Annotated in this window: 15 protein-coding genes; 9 read left to right on the top strand and 6 right to left on the bottom strand. The window is 67.8% G+C overall.

The window, feature by feature from the left end:
• Positions 1-69 precede the first annotated feature (69 nt).
• Both AA983_RS04355 and AA983_RS14660 read left to right on the top strand, forming a co-directional pair.
• On the top strand, positions 70-1,521 hold the full coding sequence (locus AA983_RS04355; protein ID WP_047310872.1) for a CCA tRNA nucleotidyltransferase: 1,452 nt from the start codon (positions 70-72) through the stop codon (positions 1,519-1,521).
• 89 nt (positions 1,522-1,610) lie between these two features.
• A complete protein-coding gene (locus tag AA983_RS14660; RefSeq protein ID WP_052946850.1) occupies positions 1,611-2,336 on the top strand; it encodes a putative glycolipid-binding domain-containing protein in 726 nt (241 codons plus the stop codon).
• A 142-nt stretch (positions 2,337-2,478) separates the two neighbouring features.
• Here the strand turns inward: AA983_RS14660 and AA983_RS04370 are convergent, their stop codons facing one another.
• Both AA983_RS04370 and AA983_RS04375 read right to left on the bottom strand, forming a co-directional pair.
• Positions 2,479-3,174: a peptidylprolyl isomerase gene (locus AA983_RS04370; RefSeq protein WP_047310874.1), complete on the bottom strand. Its 696-nt coding sequence runs from the start codon at positions 3,172-3,174 to the stop codon at positions 2,479-2,481.
• Positions 3,175-3,249: 75 nt separating this feature from the next.
• A complete protein-coding gene (locus tag AA983_RS04375; RefSeq protein ID WP_052946851.1) occupies positions 3,250-4,197 on the bottom strand; it encodes a hypothetical protein in 948 nt (315 codons plus the stop codon).
• 144 nt (positions 4,198-4,341) lie between these two features.
• Here AA983_RS04375 and AA983_RS04380 point away from each other — a divergent pair, with 144 nt between their 5' ends.
• From AA983_RS04380 to AA983_RS04395, 4 genes are all read left to right on the top strand, one after another.
• Complete coding sequence (locus AA983_RS04380) at positions 4,342-5,322, top strand: sugar ABC transporter substrate-binding protein (protein ID WP_047310875.1); 981 nt, start codon at positions 4,342-4,344, stop codon at positions 5,320-5,322.
• 182 nt (positions 5,323-5,504) lie between these two features.
• Entirely contained in the window at positions 5,505-5,723 is a 219-nt protein-coding gene (locus AA983_RS04385; RefSeq protein WP_047310876.1) for a biotin/lipoyl-binding carrier protein, read from the top strand.
• Between the two features lie 122 nt (positions 5,724-5,845).
• Entirely contained in the window at positions 5,846-6,898 is a 1,053-nt protein-coding gene (locus tag AA983_RS04390; protein WP_047310877.1) for an ABC transporter permease, read from the top strand.
• Entirely contained in the window at positions 6,895-7,914 is a 1,020-nt protein-coding gene (locus AA983_RS04395; protein ID WP_082128676.1) for an ATP-binding cassette domain-containing protein, read from the top strand. The genes AA983_RS04390 and AA983_RS04395 overlap by 4 nt, the downstream gene beginning before the upstream one ends.
• Positions 7,915-7,982: 68 nt before the next feature.
• Here the strand turns inward: AA983_RS04395 and AA983_RS04400 are convergent, their stop codons facing one another.
• Genes AA983_RS04400 through AA983_RS04415 form a run of 4 tightly spaced genes read right to left on the bottom strand, consistent with a single transcriptional unit; the run spans position 7,983 to position 11,128 of the window.
• Entirely contained in the window at positions 7,983-8,855 is an 873-nt protein-coding gene (locus AA983_RS04400; protein ID WP_047310878.1) for a hypothetical protein, read from the bottom strand.
• Complete coding sequence (locus AA983_RS04405; protein WP_047310879.1) at positions 8,852-9,406, bottom strand: TerD family protein; 555 nt, start codon at positions 9,404-9,406, stop codon at positions 8,852-8,854. Before AA983_RS04405 ends, AA983_RS04400 begins: the two co-directional genes overlap by 4 nt.
• Positions 9,399-9,833 (bottom strand): hypothetical protein, encoded by a 435-nt coding sequence (locus AA983_RS04410; protein WP_047310880.1) that lies wholly within the window; start codon positions 9,831-9,833, stop codon positions 9,399-9,401. Before AA983_RS04410 ends, AA983_RS04405 begins: the two co-directional genes overlap by 8 nt.
• Positions 9,834-9,844: 11 nt before the next feature.
• Positions 9,845-11,128 carry a toxic anion resistance protein gene (locus tag AA983_RS04415; RefSeq protein ID WP_225911336.1) on the bottom strand — a complete coding sequence of 428 codons (1,284 nt, stop codon included), beginning with the start codon at positions 11,126-11,128 and terminating at the stop codon, positions 9,845-9,847.
• Positions 11,129-11,395: 267 nt separating this feature from the next.
• Here AA983_RS04415 and AA983_RS04420 point away from each other — a divergent pair, with 267 nt between their 5' ends.
• The 3 genes from AA983_RS04420 (at position 11,396) to AA983_RS04430 (ending at position 14,164) form a co-directional block, all read left to right on the top strand.
• On the top strand, positions 11,396-12,532 hold the full coding sequence (locus tag AA983_RS04420) for a DUF475 domain-containing protein (RefSeq protein ID WP_047310881.1): 1,137 nt from the start codon (positions 11,396-11,398) through the stop codon (positions 12,530-12,532).
• 124 nt (positions 12,533-12,656) lie between these two features.
• Positions 12,657-13,313, top strand: a complete 657-nt coding sequence (locus AA983_RS04425; protein ID WP_052946852.1) for a prepilin peptidase — start codon at positions 12,657-12,659, stop codon at positions 13,311-13,313.
• A gap of 281 nt (positions 13,314-13,594) precedes the next feature.
• Entirely contained in the window at positions 13,595-14,164 is a 570-nt protein-coding gene (locus AA983_RS04430; protein WP_047311229.1) for a PadR family transcriptional regulator, read from the top strand.

Consider the following 14,164-nt stretch of genomic DNA (forward strand, 5'->3'; position numbering starts at 1 on the left):
CCTACTCGAGCAGCCTCCGTTCAGCCCGCGCAAAACCGACCGAACGGGTCGGTACCGAGCGGAGCGACGATGCTGGCCGAGGCTGTCTCGCACCTCGAACCGGTCATGCCGATGTTGCGCGAACTGGGTGAACGCTTCACGTCGGCGGGCCACGAGATCGCCCTCGTCGGTGGGCCGGTGCGTGACGCTTTCCTCGCGCGCACGTCGCCCGATCTCGACTTCACGACGTCGGCGCGCCCTGAGGACACCGAGCGCATCGTCGCCGGATGGGCTGACGCGGTGTGGGATCTCGGGCGTGCTTTCGGGACGATCGGCGTCCGTAAGGGCGATTTTCAGGTCGAGATCACGACGTACCGAGCCGACGCCTACGACCGCGAGACGCGCAAGCCGGTCGTCGAGTTCGGCGACTCGCTCGACGAGGACCTCGTGCGTCGCGACTTCACCGTCAACGCGATGGCGCTGCGGCTGCCCGACCTCACCTTCGTCGACCCGTACGGCGGCCTCGCGGACATGGCGGCGCGGAGTCTGCGCACACCCACGTCGCCGGAGGTCTCGTTCGGTGACGACCCGCTGCGCATGATGCGCGCGGCACGCTTCAGCTCGCAGCTGTCGTTCGACATCGCTCCCGAGGCGTTCGCGGCGATGACGGAGATGGCCGGCTCGATCCGCATGATCTCCGTCGAGCGGGTGCGTGACGAACTCGTGAAACTCCTCATGTCGCCGGCGCCGCGGCGCGGGCTGACGGCGCTCGTCGACTCGGGTATCTGCGAGTACGTGCTGCCCGAGGTGCCGGCGCTCGCGTTGGAGATCGACGAGCACCACCGTCACAAGGACGTGTACGAGCACTCCCTCACGGTGCTCGAGCAGGCGATGGACCTCGAGGGTCCGCGCGACGTTCCCGGGGTCGAGGAGGCGGAGGTCGTCGAAGGGCCCGACCTCGTGCTGCGCCTGGCCGCGCTGCTGCACGACATCGGCAAGCCGGACACGCGTCGCTTCGAATCGGGCGGCGGCGTCAGCTTCCACCACCACGAGCTCGTCGGTGCGAAGCTCGCACGGAAGCGGTTGCGGGAGCTGCGCTTCGACAAGGACACGATCAAGGCTGTGTGCCGGCTCGTCGAGCTGCACCTGCGCTTCCACGGCTACGGCAACGGGGAGTGGACGGACTCGGCGGTGCGCCGCTACGTCACGGACGCCGGACCGTTGCTCTCACGCTTGCATCTGCTGACGCGCGCCGATTCGACGACGAGAAACAAGCGCAAGGCAGCTCGCCTGCAGGCCACCTACGACGACCTCGAAGCCCGCATCGAGCGGTTGAAGGCCGAGGAGGAACTGGCGGCCGTTCGTCCGGAACTCAACGGCAACGAGATCGCCGAGGTGCTCGGCATCAAGCCCGGCCCGGTGCTCGGCAAGGCCTACCAGTACCTGTTGTCGGTGCGCCTCGACGAGGGAGTCATCGGCAAGGAGGCGGCGGCCGACCGGCTGCGGACGTGGTGGGCCGAGCAGCCTGAGTCGCAGGGCTGAAACCGTGTGTTCTTCGGGTGCCGGCCGAGGTCGCGTGCGTAGCGTGATGGCTGCATGTGTCATCTGCTGATGCGAGAGGGAGTGGCGCGATGACGACGGTTGAGGTGGTCTGGCGCGGGCTGGACGACGAGTCGCGTCTCGACGTCGCGTCGGTCGAGTTCGACGCCGACGGCGGCTTCGTCGCCACGGGGCGGCAGTCGACGGAGCGCTACCGCGCCCAGTGGGATCTCGTCGTCGACTCGTCCTGGCGCACGCGCCTGTTCACGGTCGACGTCGAGGGCTACGCGCCGTCGTCGGCGGCCGAGGATCTCGACGCCCCCGACGAGACCGGTGGCTCCCTCGAGCCGGTGTGGCAGCGCCACCTCTATCTGTGGCGTCGTGACGAAGGGTCGCGCTCCGTGTGGCGGTGCGAGAGCGGCGAATCCGGTGATGTACCGGGCGATTTCGGCCCGATCGGCATCGCAGATGACGCGCTGGAACTCTTCGTCGAGGCCCTCGACGTCGATCTAGCGGGGTGCCCGCTGACGAACACGATGCCGATCCGCCGGCTCGGCGTGGACGCGGCCGGCGTCGGGGAGCGTCCGATCACGACGGCGTGGGTGTCGTTGCCCGACCTCGCCGTCATCCCGTCGGCGCAGGTGTACTCCTCGGGCCCCGAGGGACTTTCGGACATCGCGTCGGCCCTCGACGATCGCGTCGTCTCCGTCGTGCACTACCGCTCGGCAACGCGTGACGTGAGCGTCGACCTCGCCGTCGACGCTCACGGCCTCGTCGTCACCTACCCCGAACTCGCGGCGCGCATCGACGTCGACTGACCCGCTCTCGGTTGCAGCGTGACCACGTCTGAAGCCCGGCCGCTGGTGCGGCCGACGTCTCTCGTGCTCAGTCCGCCGGCGTCGAGCGTGCGGCGGACGCCGTCGGATTCCTCGTCGTAGAGCTCTTCGGGCAGATCGCGGCTCACTTCTCCTCGATCTTCACGCTCGTGATCGTGTGCTTCTTCTCGGGCGTGCCTTCCTGCGAACCGTCCTGGTTGCCGCCGGCCTCGATCTTCTTCACAACGTTCATGCCCTTGCTCACCTGGCCGAAGAGCGTGTACTGCGGCGGCAGGGCCGTGCCGGAATCGCCGGTGACGATGAAGAACTGTGAGCCGCCCGAGTTCGGCTGGCCCGTGTTCGCCATCGCGATCGAGCCCTCCTTGTACTCGCCCTGCTGCGGGAACTCGTCCTCGATCGTGTAGCCCGGCCCGCCCGTGCCGTCACCCTTCGGGTCGCCGCCCTGCGCCATGAAGCCGGGGATGACGCGGTGGAAGCTCACGCCGTCGTAGAAGTGGTAGCGCGAGAGGACGACGAAGTTGTTGACGGTCTTCGGTGCCTTCTTCGCATCCAGCGTGATGACGACGTCGCCGACGTCCGTCGTCATCGTCGCGGTGTAGGTCTTGTTCGCGTCGATGCACATGGGCGGGGCGTCGTCGAAGCTCTGCTTCTTCTGCGCGGAACCGTCGGCCGGCGGGCACTGCGTCGAGGCACTCGCACTGCCCGAGCCTCCCGAACTCGACGAGCCCGACGACGAGTCGTCCTTGCCGCATCCGGCGAGAGCGAGCGAACCGGCGAGCAGGCCGAGGGCATCGGTGCGGCGGGGCAGCGAGAGGTTCATGCTGCGCAGGGTACTTCGCCGACGCGCGCGGGCGCCGAGACTGCTGGGGCGACGACGTGTCGCGGCGGTCGCCGATCAGTCGACCGTCACGAGGTGCAGCAGCAGGCCCGCATGACGCTCCGTCGCACGCCGCGCTTCCCGCAGCACGGCCAAGGGGTCGTTCGGATCGTCGTTCGTTTCGGCCGACGACACGACCGAGAGGCCGACCATCTCCATGCCGCGCTCGCGGGCCGCAAGGGCACCCAGCACGGTCGACATCCCGACGCAGTCCGCCCCGGCGTTGCGCAGCATCTTCACCTCGGACGGGGTCTGATACTGCGGCCCGGGAACGAACGCGAAGCACGCGTCACGCAGAGACGGCTCGTGCTCACGGGCGAGTTCGGCAAGGTTCTGCGACCACATGCCGCGCAGGTCCGCGAACTTCGCCGAGCCGACGAGCGGCGTCGCGAACGTTGGGTTGAGGTGGTCACGAATGATGAGCACGGTGCCGGGGGCGATGTCGTCGCGCAGCGAGCCGCAGTCACTCGTGAACACGACACGCTCGGCGTTGAGTGCCGCCGCAACCCGAATGGGGTGGACGACGGCGTGCACCCCGTACCCGTCGTAGAGGTGCGCTCGCCCGGTCTGGACGAGGACGTGGCGCACATCGCCGGCCACGTCGTCGGTATCGTCCGAACCGATCCGCACGAGGAGAAGTTCGGCACGGTTGTCCTCAGCCGCGGGCTCGACGAAGCCCGGCACGGACGGTGCGTCGGCACGCCACAGCACCTCGACCGACGTCTCTGCGTCGATGTTTCCCGTGAAACCGTCGGCGTCGCTCTCGTCTGCGGCGGAAGTCCCCGTCAGCGCGTCCAAGGCTCCGCGCCATCCCGTGCCGAGGATGAGGAGAGCGTCGATGTACTCGACGCCGGAGGCGGCCCGAACGTAGGCGGCGGCCGAGTCGGCCAGCGTCATCGCGGCGTTGAACTCCGCGGCCGCGTCGGTGGGCCAAGAGGGCAATCCGTGGGTCTGGCTCTGCGTCATGTCTTCAACGTAACGCGGCAGCGTGCGCACAGGAGGACTCCCCGGCGGACTCCGGATGTATCGAACCGAGACATTGCGTGGTGCACAATGGACGGCGATACCTCTGGCCGCACATGTGTTCGGCCTGTTCTGGAAGGAACGCCCATGCGTAAGTCCCTGTCGATGGCGGCCGTCGCCGTCCTCGCCACGTCGCTCACCGCCTGCAGTGCGACGGGTGGCCGCAAGGCCGAGGAGCAGGCGTCGATGAACGCCGGCAAGGCCACGACGCCGCGCATGACGGTTGCGCTCATCACGCACTCCGGCCCGGGCGACACGTTCTGGGACATCGTCCGCAAGGGCGCCGAGGACGCGGCGGCCAAGGACAACGTCAAGCTCGAGTACACGGCCGACCCCGACGGCCCGAAGCAGGCGAACCTCGTGCAGCAGGCCATCGACAAGAAGGTCGACGGCATCGCCGTCACCCTGTCGAAGCCTGACGCGATGAAGAGCGCCGTCGACGCCGCCCGCAAGGCCGGCATTCCGGTCGTCGCCCTCAACGGTGGTCTCGACGACTGGAAGAAGATGGGCGTCGAGAGCTACTACGGCCAGGACGAGAAGATCGCCGGTGAGGCCGCGGGCGACAAGCTCAAGTCCGGTGGCGCGAAGAAGGTTCTGTGCGTCATCCACGAGCAGGGCAACGTCGGCCACACCGACCGCTGCGCCGGTGTGAAGAGCAAGTTCGCGCAGACGGAGAACTTCTACGTCAACGGCAAGGACATGCCGAGCGTGCAGAGCGCCATCACGAGCAAGCTGCAGCAGGACAAGACGATCGACTCCGTGCTGGCCCTCGGTGGTCCGTACGCGATGACGGCGACGAAGTCGGTCAAGGAATCCGGTTCCAAGGCCAAGGTGTTCACGTTCGACACCTCGAGCGAGGTCATCGGCGCGATCAAGAACGGCTCCGTGCAGTGGGCTGTTGACCAACAGCCGTACCTCCAGGGTTACCTCGCCGTCGACTCGTTGTGGCTGCGCAAGAACAACGGCAACATCGTCGGTGGTGGCCAGCCGGTGCTCACCGGCCCCGCGTTCATCGACAAGAACAACGTGGCCGACGTGGAGAAGTACGCCAAGAGCGGTCGCCGCTGATCCTCACCCGGACGCATCACGCCTGACGATGCCCGCCGCACCTCACGTCGAGGGCGGCGGGCATCGTCGTGGGTGAGGCTCGACGGGTTCGACGTCTCGCCTGCGCCTTGGGGTGTGACGCGTCCACAGTTACTCGTCGGTGGGACGCGCGGGTAACCGATCGGCTCTGCGACGATGCCAGCATGGCCGCCCAACACATCGCCTCCGACCTCGTCGCCAACGTTCACTCCGTCGCGGTGCGCGTCGGGCAGAAGGTCGAGGCCGGTGAGGAGCTCGTGCTCCTCGAGTCGATGAAGATGGAGATCCCGGTCGTGCCGGAGGAACCCGGCACGGTCGTCGAGATCCGCGTGGAGCCCGGTGACGTCGTGCAGGAAGGTGACGTGCTCGTGGTCCTGCAGTGACACCGGCCGGGAGGCCGACCCGCTGACGACGAAATGTATCGAGTCGATACACGCGTGACCTACGATGAAGGACGGCGAGGGCGCCCCTTCGCCATGCCCGCACATCCGAAAGGGAGTTCCGCGTGTCGACTCCTGCCACTTCGAGCGACTCGTCGAGCGCTGCCGACGACCGGGTGAGGAACCGCCACGTTCTGGCGCGATACCTCTCCCGCCCCGAGATCGGCTCGCTCTTCGGCGTTCTCGCGATCGCCCTGTTCTTCCTCATCGTGGCCGAGCCGTTCCGCCACATGGCGAACACCGGCACGATCCTCTACCAGGCCGCAACCATCGGCATCATGGCCGTGCCCGTGGCGCTGCTCATGGTCGCCGGCGAGTTCGACCTCTCCGCAGGTGTCGCCGTCACGACCGCCGGAATGTCGGCGTCGTTGCTCGCCTGGTACTTCAACTTCCACGTGTGGGCCGCCGTCGGGCTGAGCCTCCTCATCGCGCTCGCGATCGGCGCGATCAACGGTTTCATGCTCAACCGCAGCGGGTTGCCGAGCTTCCTCATCACCCTGGCGACGTTCTTCGTCCTCCAAGGCGTCAACCTCGGCCTGACGCGCGCCGTCACCGGCGGCGTAGCGAGCAACGACATCAGCGACATGGCCGGCTTCGACTCGGCGAAGGCGATCTTCGGAGCGTCGTTCTCGATCGGCCCCGTCAACATCAAGATCCCGATCATCTTCTGGATCATCCTCACCGTGATCGCCGCGTTCGTCCTGCTGCGCACCAAGATCGGCAACTGGATCTTCGCCATCGGTGACGACGAGAAGGCCGCTCGCGCGGTCGGCGTGCCGGTGTGGAAGGTTCGCATCGGCCTCTACATGTTCATCGGCTTCTGCGCCTGGCTGTCGGGCATGCACCTGCTCTTCGCGTTCAACCGCGTCCAGTCCGGTGAGGGCATCGGCAACGAGTTCATCTTCATCATCGCCGCAGTCGTCGGTGGCTGCCTGCTCACCGGCGGCTACGGCTCGGCGGTAGGCGCCAGCCTCGGCGCGCTCATGTTCGGCATGACGCAGCTCGGCATCAACTACGCGGGCTGGAACCCCGACTGGTTCAAGGCGTTCCTCGGCGTCATGCTCCTCGCGGCCACGCTGCTCAACACCTTCGTCAAGCGAAAGGCGGACTCACGATGATCCGCATCAAGACGGGGCAGCCCGAGAAGCCCGGCAAGGGTAGTGCCGGCGGCGAGCACGCCGAGCGGCCCGGAAGTCTGCCGGTCGACGGCACCGACGCGACGAAGCGCGACGCCGTTTCACGTGAAACTGCCGGGACGCCCGCGGAGCGTGAGAAAGCGCTGATCGACTCGACGCCGGCTGGCCGGGCGACGAGCGACGACGTCGCCGATCCCGACGCGCTCGTGCAGCTCCTCGACGTCGGCAAGGCGTACGGGAACGTCGACGCACTGCGCGGCGTCGACCTCACCGTCCGCCCGGGCGAAGTGACGTGCGTGCTCGGCGACAACGGGGCCGGCAAGTCGACGCTCATCAAGATCATGTCGGGCCTGCACGACTACACGTCGGGCACGATGCTCGTGGCCGGCGACGAGCGGCACTTCAGCTCGCCGCGCCAGTCGCTGGCGTCGGGTATCGCAACGGTGTACCAGGACCTGGCGCTCGCTCCGCTGCAGTCGGTGTGGCGCAACTTCTTCCTCGGCAACGAGCTGACGCGCGGCCCGTTCGGCGTGCTCGACATCAAGAAGATGAAGGCCATCTGCGGCGAAGAGCTGACGAAGATGGGCATCGTCATCCCCGACCTCGACCGTCCGGTCGGCGGCCTCTCGGGTGGTCAGAAGCAGTGCATCGCCATTGCGCGTGCCATCTACTTCGGCGCGAAGGTCATCATCCTCGACGAGCCGACGGCGGCGCTCGGCGTCAAGCAGTCCGGCGTCGTGCTCAAGTACATCCAGGCGGCGCGCGACGCCGGCCTGGGCGTCGTCCTCATCACGCACAACCCGCACCACGCCTACCTCGTGGGCAACCACTTCGTCGTGCTCAAGCTCGGCCGTGTGGCGCTCGACGCGTCGAAGGACGAGGTCAGCCTCGACGAGCTGACCGCCCAGATGGCCGGCGTCTCCGAACTCGAGGCCCTCGAGCACGAACTGCGCAAGGACGACGTCACGGTGAGCACCTCACCCCTCGACGTCGACTGACGCCCCACACCGAAGTGCCCCGGATCGCTTGGCGATTCCGGGGCACTCGTGCGTTCAGGAGCCCGGCGTCAGCGCAGCACGTGCGAGTGGGCGAGGACGAAGTTGCGTTCGTCGTAGCCGTACGCGCCGGCAACGGCCGAGAGGATGCCCGAGAGCGGGTCGTGCTCGTGGCGGATGACGACGAACTCGTCGACACGCGTCAGGGTCAGTCGCGGCCAGACGCCGAGGCTAGTGCCGCCGTCGATGGGGATGATGACCTGCGTCGAGCCGTTGCTCACGCGCAGTTCCGAGGCGGGTACAGGCATCGTGCCCTGCGTGCCGGTGGCGATGAGGACGCGGTTCATCGGCTGCGTGAGGTCGATCGTCAGGGTGTTGGCGCGGGCCGCCACGGTTGAACCGTCCTGCAGCGCCAGCAGGTCGAACCCGCGCTGACGCACGCGCCACTCGACCGTGAGGTAGCCGATGCCCGACGCCAGCCGGTCGAGCGCCACGACGCGGTGCAGTTTCACCGTGCGCCCGCCGACGACGCTGATGCCCTGCGGCGGGCGCGACGGGCGGCGACGCGCAGGCACGACATCGACACTCTCGCGTCCACTGTTGTCCCGGGGCGCAGTCACCGCGTTGCTCGACGCAGGGGATGGCTCGCTGCCGCCCCACGACCCACCGAGGCTCTGCGCGGGCCCCGTGCTCGGTGCCTCCGCCTCGATCTCACCCGTCTCGACGCGCTCGCCCTGCTGACTGTCGGACAGATGCACCGGGCTCGGCTCCGCGCTGATGACGCGCAACCACGCGCCGTCGGGGTTGCCGAGCTGCGCGTCGGGAACGTCGCTCGGACGCGAGGCCGCCTCGGGCGCCTGCGGAGGCACAGGGGCGGGCTGGGGCGACGGCGTCGGACGCGCCGCGTCACCCGAGTTGTAGCCGGGAGGGGGCTGCAGCGTCACAGCCGGCTCCCCGCCTGCTGCAGCGCGCCGTCGAGCCCGGCCTCGAAACCACGCGCGGAGACGTTGACGCGCCACCCGTCACCGTCCCGCACGACCTCGGCGACGGCGGCGGCCGTCACCGGACCGATGGCGCGCGCCAGGTTGTCCGTGCGCGCGATCTCGCGGCCGGACGAGTCGTCACGGAACGTGATCGACAGGTCGCTCACCTCGTCGAGGGTGCGCTTCGACGCGTTGGCCCGCGGGTGGACGAACGCAAGCACGACGACGCGCTCGACGTCCGCCGGCGCCGCGGCGAGGTCGACCTCGACGACGCCGTTGGACGCTCCGAGCCTGGTCGTCTCGTCCGGCGTGGCCGGCTGGTTCGAGTGGACAACGTGCTCGCGGCTCTCGACACGGTCGCGCACGAGGGGCATGGCGGCCAGCCCGATGCGCTCCGACAGCGCCGTCTCGGTACCCGTGTTCCAGCGCACGTCGATCGACAGCACGCGCACACCGGCGTCACGCCCGAGCGGGAGGCCGTCTCCGGGAGCCAGATTCGTCGTGTCAGGCATGTCCGAACTTCTCCTCGAGGAACGCGCCCTGGATCTCCAGGGCGTCACGGGCACTCTCGATCGAACGCTTCGCAGCCGACGCCGCGACGCCCTCGATCGTCGTCAGTTGCCGGATGAGCATGTCCTGCGCCCCGCTGACGCCGCGCGCGGCCAGGTAGGCGTTGATCGTGTCGGGCACGTGGGCACTCGCGGTGCGCTCCAACGTGACGAGCGTCTGCACGTCGAGCAACTTGGCCGACGGGTCGCCCACGACGTCCTCCAGGTGGTCGCCGATGAGCCGGCACAACACCATGGCCCGCCCGGGCACCTGACTGCCGAGCGAACGCAACCACCGCACGTACGGCACGAGCGCAGCACCGACGGCGTCGACGGTTCCGGGCGTCGGGCCGCTCGGGCGCTGCGGTTCGTCGCGCGAGAACCACCCCACGTCAGATCACCTCAGGAACGGCCCGGCAGCTGACCGCTGTTACGCGACTCGTTGCTCTCGATCTGCTCCTTGCGCGCACGCTCCATGTACGGCTCGGCGCGCTTGATCTGCGTCTGCAGCGACGAGATCGTCTGCGCCATCGAGTCGGTGGCGGCGGCGCGGTAGGAGTCGATGGCGTCCATCGTGGCGAAGACGTTGGTGAACGCGTTCTCCAACTTCTCCACCTCGACGAGCGACTCGGTCGACTTCGCGTTGATCTCCGCACCCTGCGTGCGCAGCTGCTTGCTCGTGGCCTCGATCATGTTCGACGTGGTCGAGCGCAGTGCGTTGATCTGGTCGAGCACGAGCTTCTGGCGAGCCAGCGCCTCGGAGACGATGACGGCCGTGTACAGCGCGGCGACCGTGGTCGACTTCGCGCGGTCGACGGCCTGGATGAGCTGGTCGTTGTTCTGCAGCACGAGGCCGAGCGACATGTAGCCCTGCGTCGCGACGGCGATCTCCGTCGCGAGGTCCTGACGACGCTGGCGCACCGTGAAGAGCACCTGCGACTTCATGGCGTCGGCCTTCTCCGTGTCGCCACGCGCCTGCAGTTCGGCCACGCGCTGCTCGATCGCGCCGTCGAGCTGCGTCATCTTCTCGTCGAGTTCACGCAGACGCAGAAGCGCGTCCCACAGACGCGTCTGCTCGAGCTGGATGCCCGCGTTGTCCTTGCGCAGGTCGTCCTGACCCGATTCGAGCGCGGCGATGATCGAGTTCAGGTGCGTCTGGCTCGACTGGTACTTCATGAAGTAGCGGTCGACCTTGTCGCCGCCCGGCAGCCACTTGAGCACCTTCTTCGCGCCCTTGAGGTCGGCGCGGTGCGGGTCGAGGTCGGTGATCGTCTGGCGCAGTTCGACGAGGGTGTTGCCCACCTTCGTCTGCGACGAGTCCTTACCCGCGAGGGAGGGGCGCTGCAGGATCGAGTTGCTCACCTGCGTCGCCTTCATGGACTCCTCGCGGCCCATGTTGGTGATCTCCTTGAGCCGCGCACGGAACTGCGGGTCGTTCGGGTCGATCTCCTCGAAGCGCGCGACCGTCTGCGTGGCCTCGGTGGTGGCCACCTGCTTGGCCTGCTCGTCGATGGGCACCATCGCCGCGGCCTTCTCCGGCTCGACGAGGTCGACGGCCTTCGGCGGCGCCAGCATCGTCTCGGGCTCGGGGGCCTGCTGGGCCTGGGGAGCCTGCTGAGGCTGTGCCTGGGGCCCGCCGTACTGCTGATTCGGATCCTGGTACGGCTGCTGTCCGGGGTTCGTCATCGTGCCTCTCCTGCGAAGGTTCAGGGCGAATGAAGGAGCTCGTCTTCGAGCCTAGTCCACCCACCCGACAACGAGCCTGTGGTGCGGGGCGTTCCCGCAGGTGGAGCGGTTGTCGCGGTTCGACGTGTCTGCGTGGGCGCACACACATCGTCGGACGATGGGGCTCAGGCGTGTCGGCGCTACGCTGGGTGTTCAAGAGCCCCCGCATGCCCTTTTCCCAGGGTCGGGTGTGCCCGGTTCGTGCCCGCTCCCCGGAAAGTGTTCTCCATGCTTCTCAAGACGTTCGGATGGTCGGTGGCCATCACGGTCGCCGGCCTCGTCGGCGGTTTCTTCCTCGGGGGAGTCTCCGGCCTGGCCATCGTCGCCATCCTCATCGTGCTCGAGGTCTCGCTCAGCTTCGACAACGCCGTCGTCAACGCGACGATCCTCAAGCGGATGAACGCGTTCTGGCAGAAGATCTTCCTCACGGTCGGCATCCTCATCGCCGTCTTCGGTATGCGCCTCGTGTTCCCGCTGCTCATCGTCTGCCTGACGGGTGGCGTCGGCCCGATGAAGGCCATCGACCTCGCCATCAAGGGCGGTGACCAGGAGACGCCCGGCACGTACGCCTACATGCTGCACGAGGCTCACCCGAGCATTGCGGCCTTCGGTGGTTCCTTCCTGCTCATGCTGTTCCTCAACTTCGTGTTCGAGGACCACAAGGTGAAGTGGCTGAAGCCCATCGAGCGTCCGCTCGCGAAGATCGGCAAGCTCGACCAGCTCTCCGTCGTCGTGGCGCTCCTCGTGCTCGTGCTCGCCTCGCAGTTCCTCGCAGAGGACGCAGGAACCGTCCTGTTCTCCGGGGTGCTCGGCGTCATGACGTACCTGCTCGTCGGTGGTCTGGGCGACCTGTTCGAGCAGCAGGGCCTGGCCGAACACGACGCCGCGGACGACGCCGACGAGGCGGAGGCCGACAGCAAGGAGAGTGCCGAAAACGGCAAGGACGGGAAGGAACTGCCCGGTGTCGGCAAGGCCGCGGGCAAGGCCGCGTTCTTCCTCTTCATGTACCTCGAGGTGCTCGACGCGTCGTTCTCGTTCGACGGCGTCATCGGCGCCTTCGCCATCAGCCAGGACATCTTCATCATCGCCGTCGGCCTCGGCGTCGGCGCCATGTGGATCCGTTCGCTCACGGTCTACCTCGTGCGTCAGGGCACGCTCGACGACTACGCCTACCTCGAGCACGGCGCCATGTGGGCCATCGGGGCGCTTGCGACGATCCTGTTCATCAGCATCAAGCACGAGGTGCCCGAGGTCATCACCGGCCTCATCGGCGTCGGTTTCATCGGTGCCGCTTTCCTCGCGTCGGTACGCCGCAACAAGCGGATTGCCGCCGAGGGCGGAGAGGTCGAACACGTCCACGCCTGACGGATCTCGAGGCTGGTCAACGACGGCCGCACCCCACATGGGGTGCGGCCGTCGGTGTTTCTGCAGTGAAATCGCTTGTGGCCAAACGGCCAACGCGCCGACGGTCGCTGACACACTTCACGACATGCTCTGGGGCTGGGTGGGTGCTGCGTTGTTCCTTGCGGGCGCCCTCGCGCTCATGACGCGTCATGTCGTCCCGGAGGTCGCAATGCCCGGTTCGGAAGCGGCGTACGAGCGTCGACGCGACCGGGAGGCCCTGCTCGCGGTCGCTGCGCTCGTAGCCGCGGGGGGCATCGTCGGGCGCTGGTGGAACGAGGCGCCGGGTTTCGCCACGGCCCTGCTCCTCGTGCTGCCCCTCCTACTCGCGCTCACCCTCGTCGATCTCGACGAACACCGCCTGCCCAATCGCCTCACCCTGGCGTGCGTCGTCGTGACGACCTGCGGCCTCGCCCTCGCGACGCTGGCGACGTCATCCGCCGGCTGGCTCGAAGCACGGCGGGCGCTGGCCGGGGCAGCCTTGCTCGGGCTGTTCTACCTTGCGCTGGCCCTGCTCGGTGGTGGGCGTGGCATGGGCCTGGGAGACGTGAAGCTGGCCCCCTCCCTCGGTGGCCTGCTCGGTTGGGTCGGGTGGGAGACGTGGGCGGCGGGCGCGTTCGGCGCTTTCCTCCTCGGTGGCCTGTGGGGTGTTGTCCTCATGCTCCGGGGTCGAGGCCGGAGCGCGCGAATGCCCTTCGGGCCGTTCATGATCGGCGGCGCCCTGGCCGCGCTCTGCCTCGCCTGAGCGCAGCGAGGCACATCGCGGCCACCTGCGTCGCGCGTCGAGTTCACTCATGGCGGCGGACCGCGCTCACCCACCTCGATGAGGTTCGACATTGAGGGACTCAGCGAACTGCCAGGGACTCGGCGTCGCGTTTTCGATATGTCGAGTCGATATATCTGCTAGAACTGTCGACGAGCGTTCACCCGCTCGCCATTTCCCGTCAGTGGCCGTTCTTGAAAGAATGAGCGTTCGCATCGGACGCGGGGATGGCCACGCCACCCGGCCAGACGAAGGAGAAGCGCATGTCACGCCGTGGCACAGTGCTCGAATTCGCTGTTCTCGGGCTGCTGCACGAAGCACCGCTGCACGGGTACGAGCTGCGTAAGCGACTCACCGGTGTGCTCGGTGCCTTCCGTGTCGTGAGCTACGGGTCGCTGTACCCGTGCCTCGCGAAGCTGTCGCGCAAGGGCCTCATCACCGAAAGCGCGTCGTTCGCGCCCGGGGGGCGTCGCCCGCGTATCACGTACGAGATCACGGACGAGGGCCGTGACGTCTTCGCCGATCAGTTGTCGCGCTCCGGCCCGGCTTCCTGGGACGACGACAACTTCGACGTGCATTTCGCCTTCTTCTCCCGCGCGAGCGCCGAGGTGCGCCTGCGCATCCTGGAGGGGCGACGCCTGCGTCTGCAGGAGCGTCTCGAACGCTCCCGCGAACAGGCGCGTGACAGTCGCAGTACGCGTGACTCCTACATCGCGGAGCTGTTCCGCCACGACGTGGAGTCCACGGAGCGTGAAGTGGGCTGGGTGAACGAACTCATCGAGATCGAGCGGAAGGCCGTTGCCGATCCGCGCCCGCTGTCCTCCGAGGTCTGA

The sequence above is a fragment of the Dermacoccus sp. PE3 genome (assembly GCF_001021715.1).
GTDB lineage: Bacteria > Actinomycetota > Actinomycetes > Actinomycetales > Dermatophilaceae > Dermacoccus > Dermacoccus abyssi.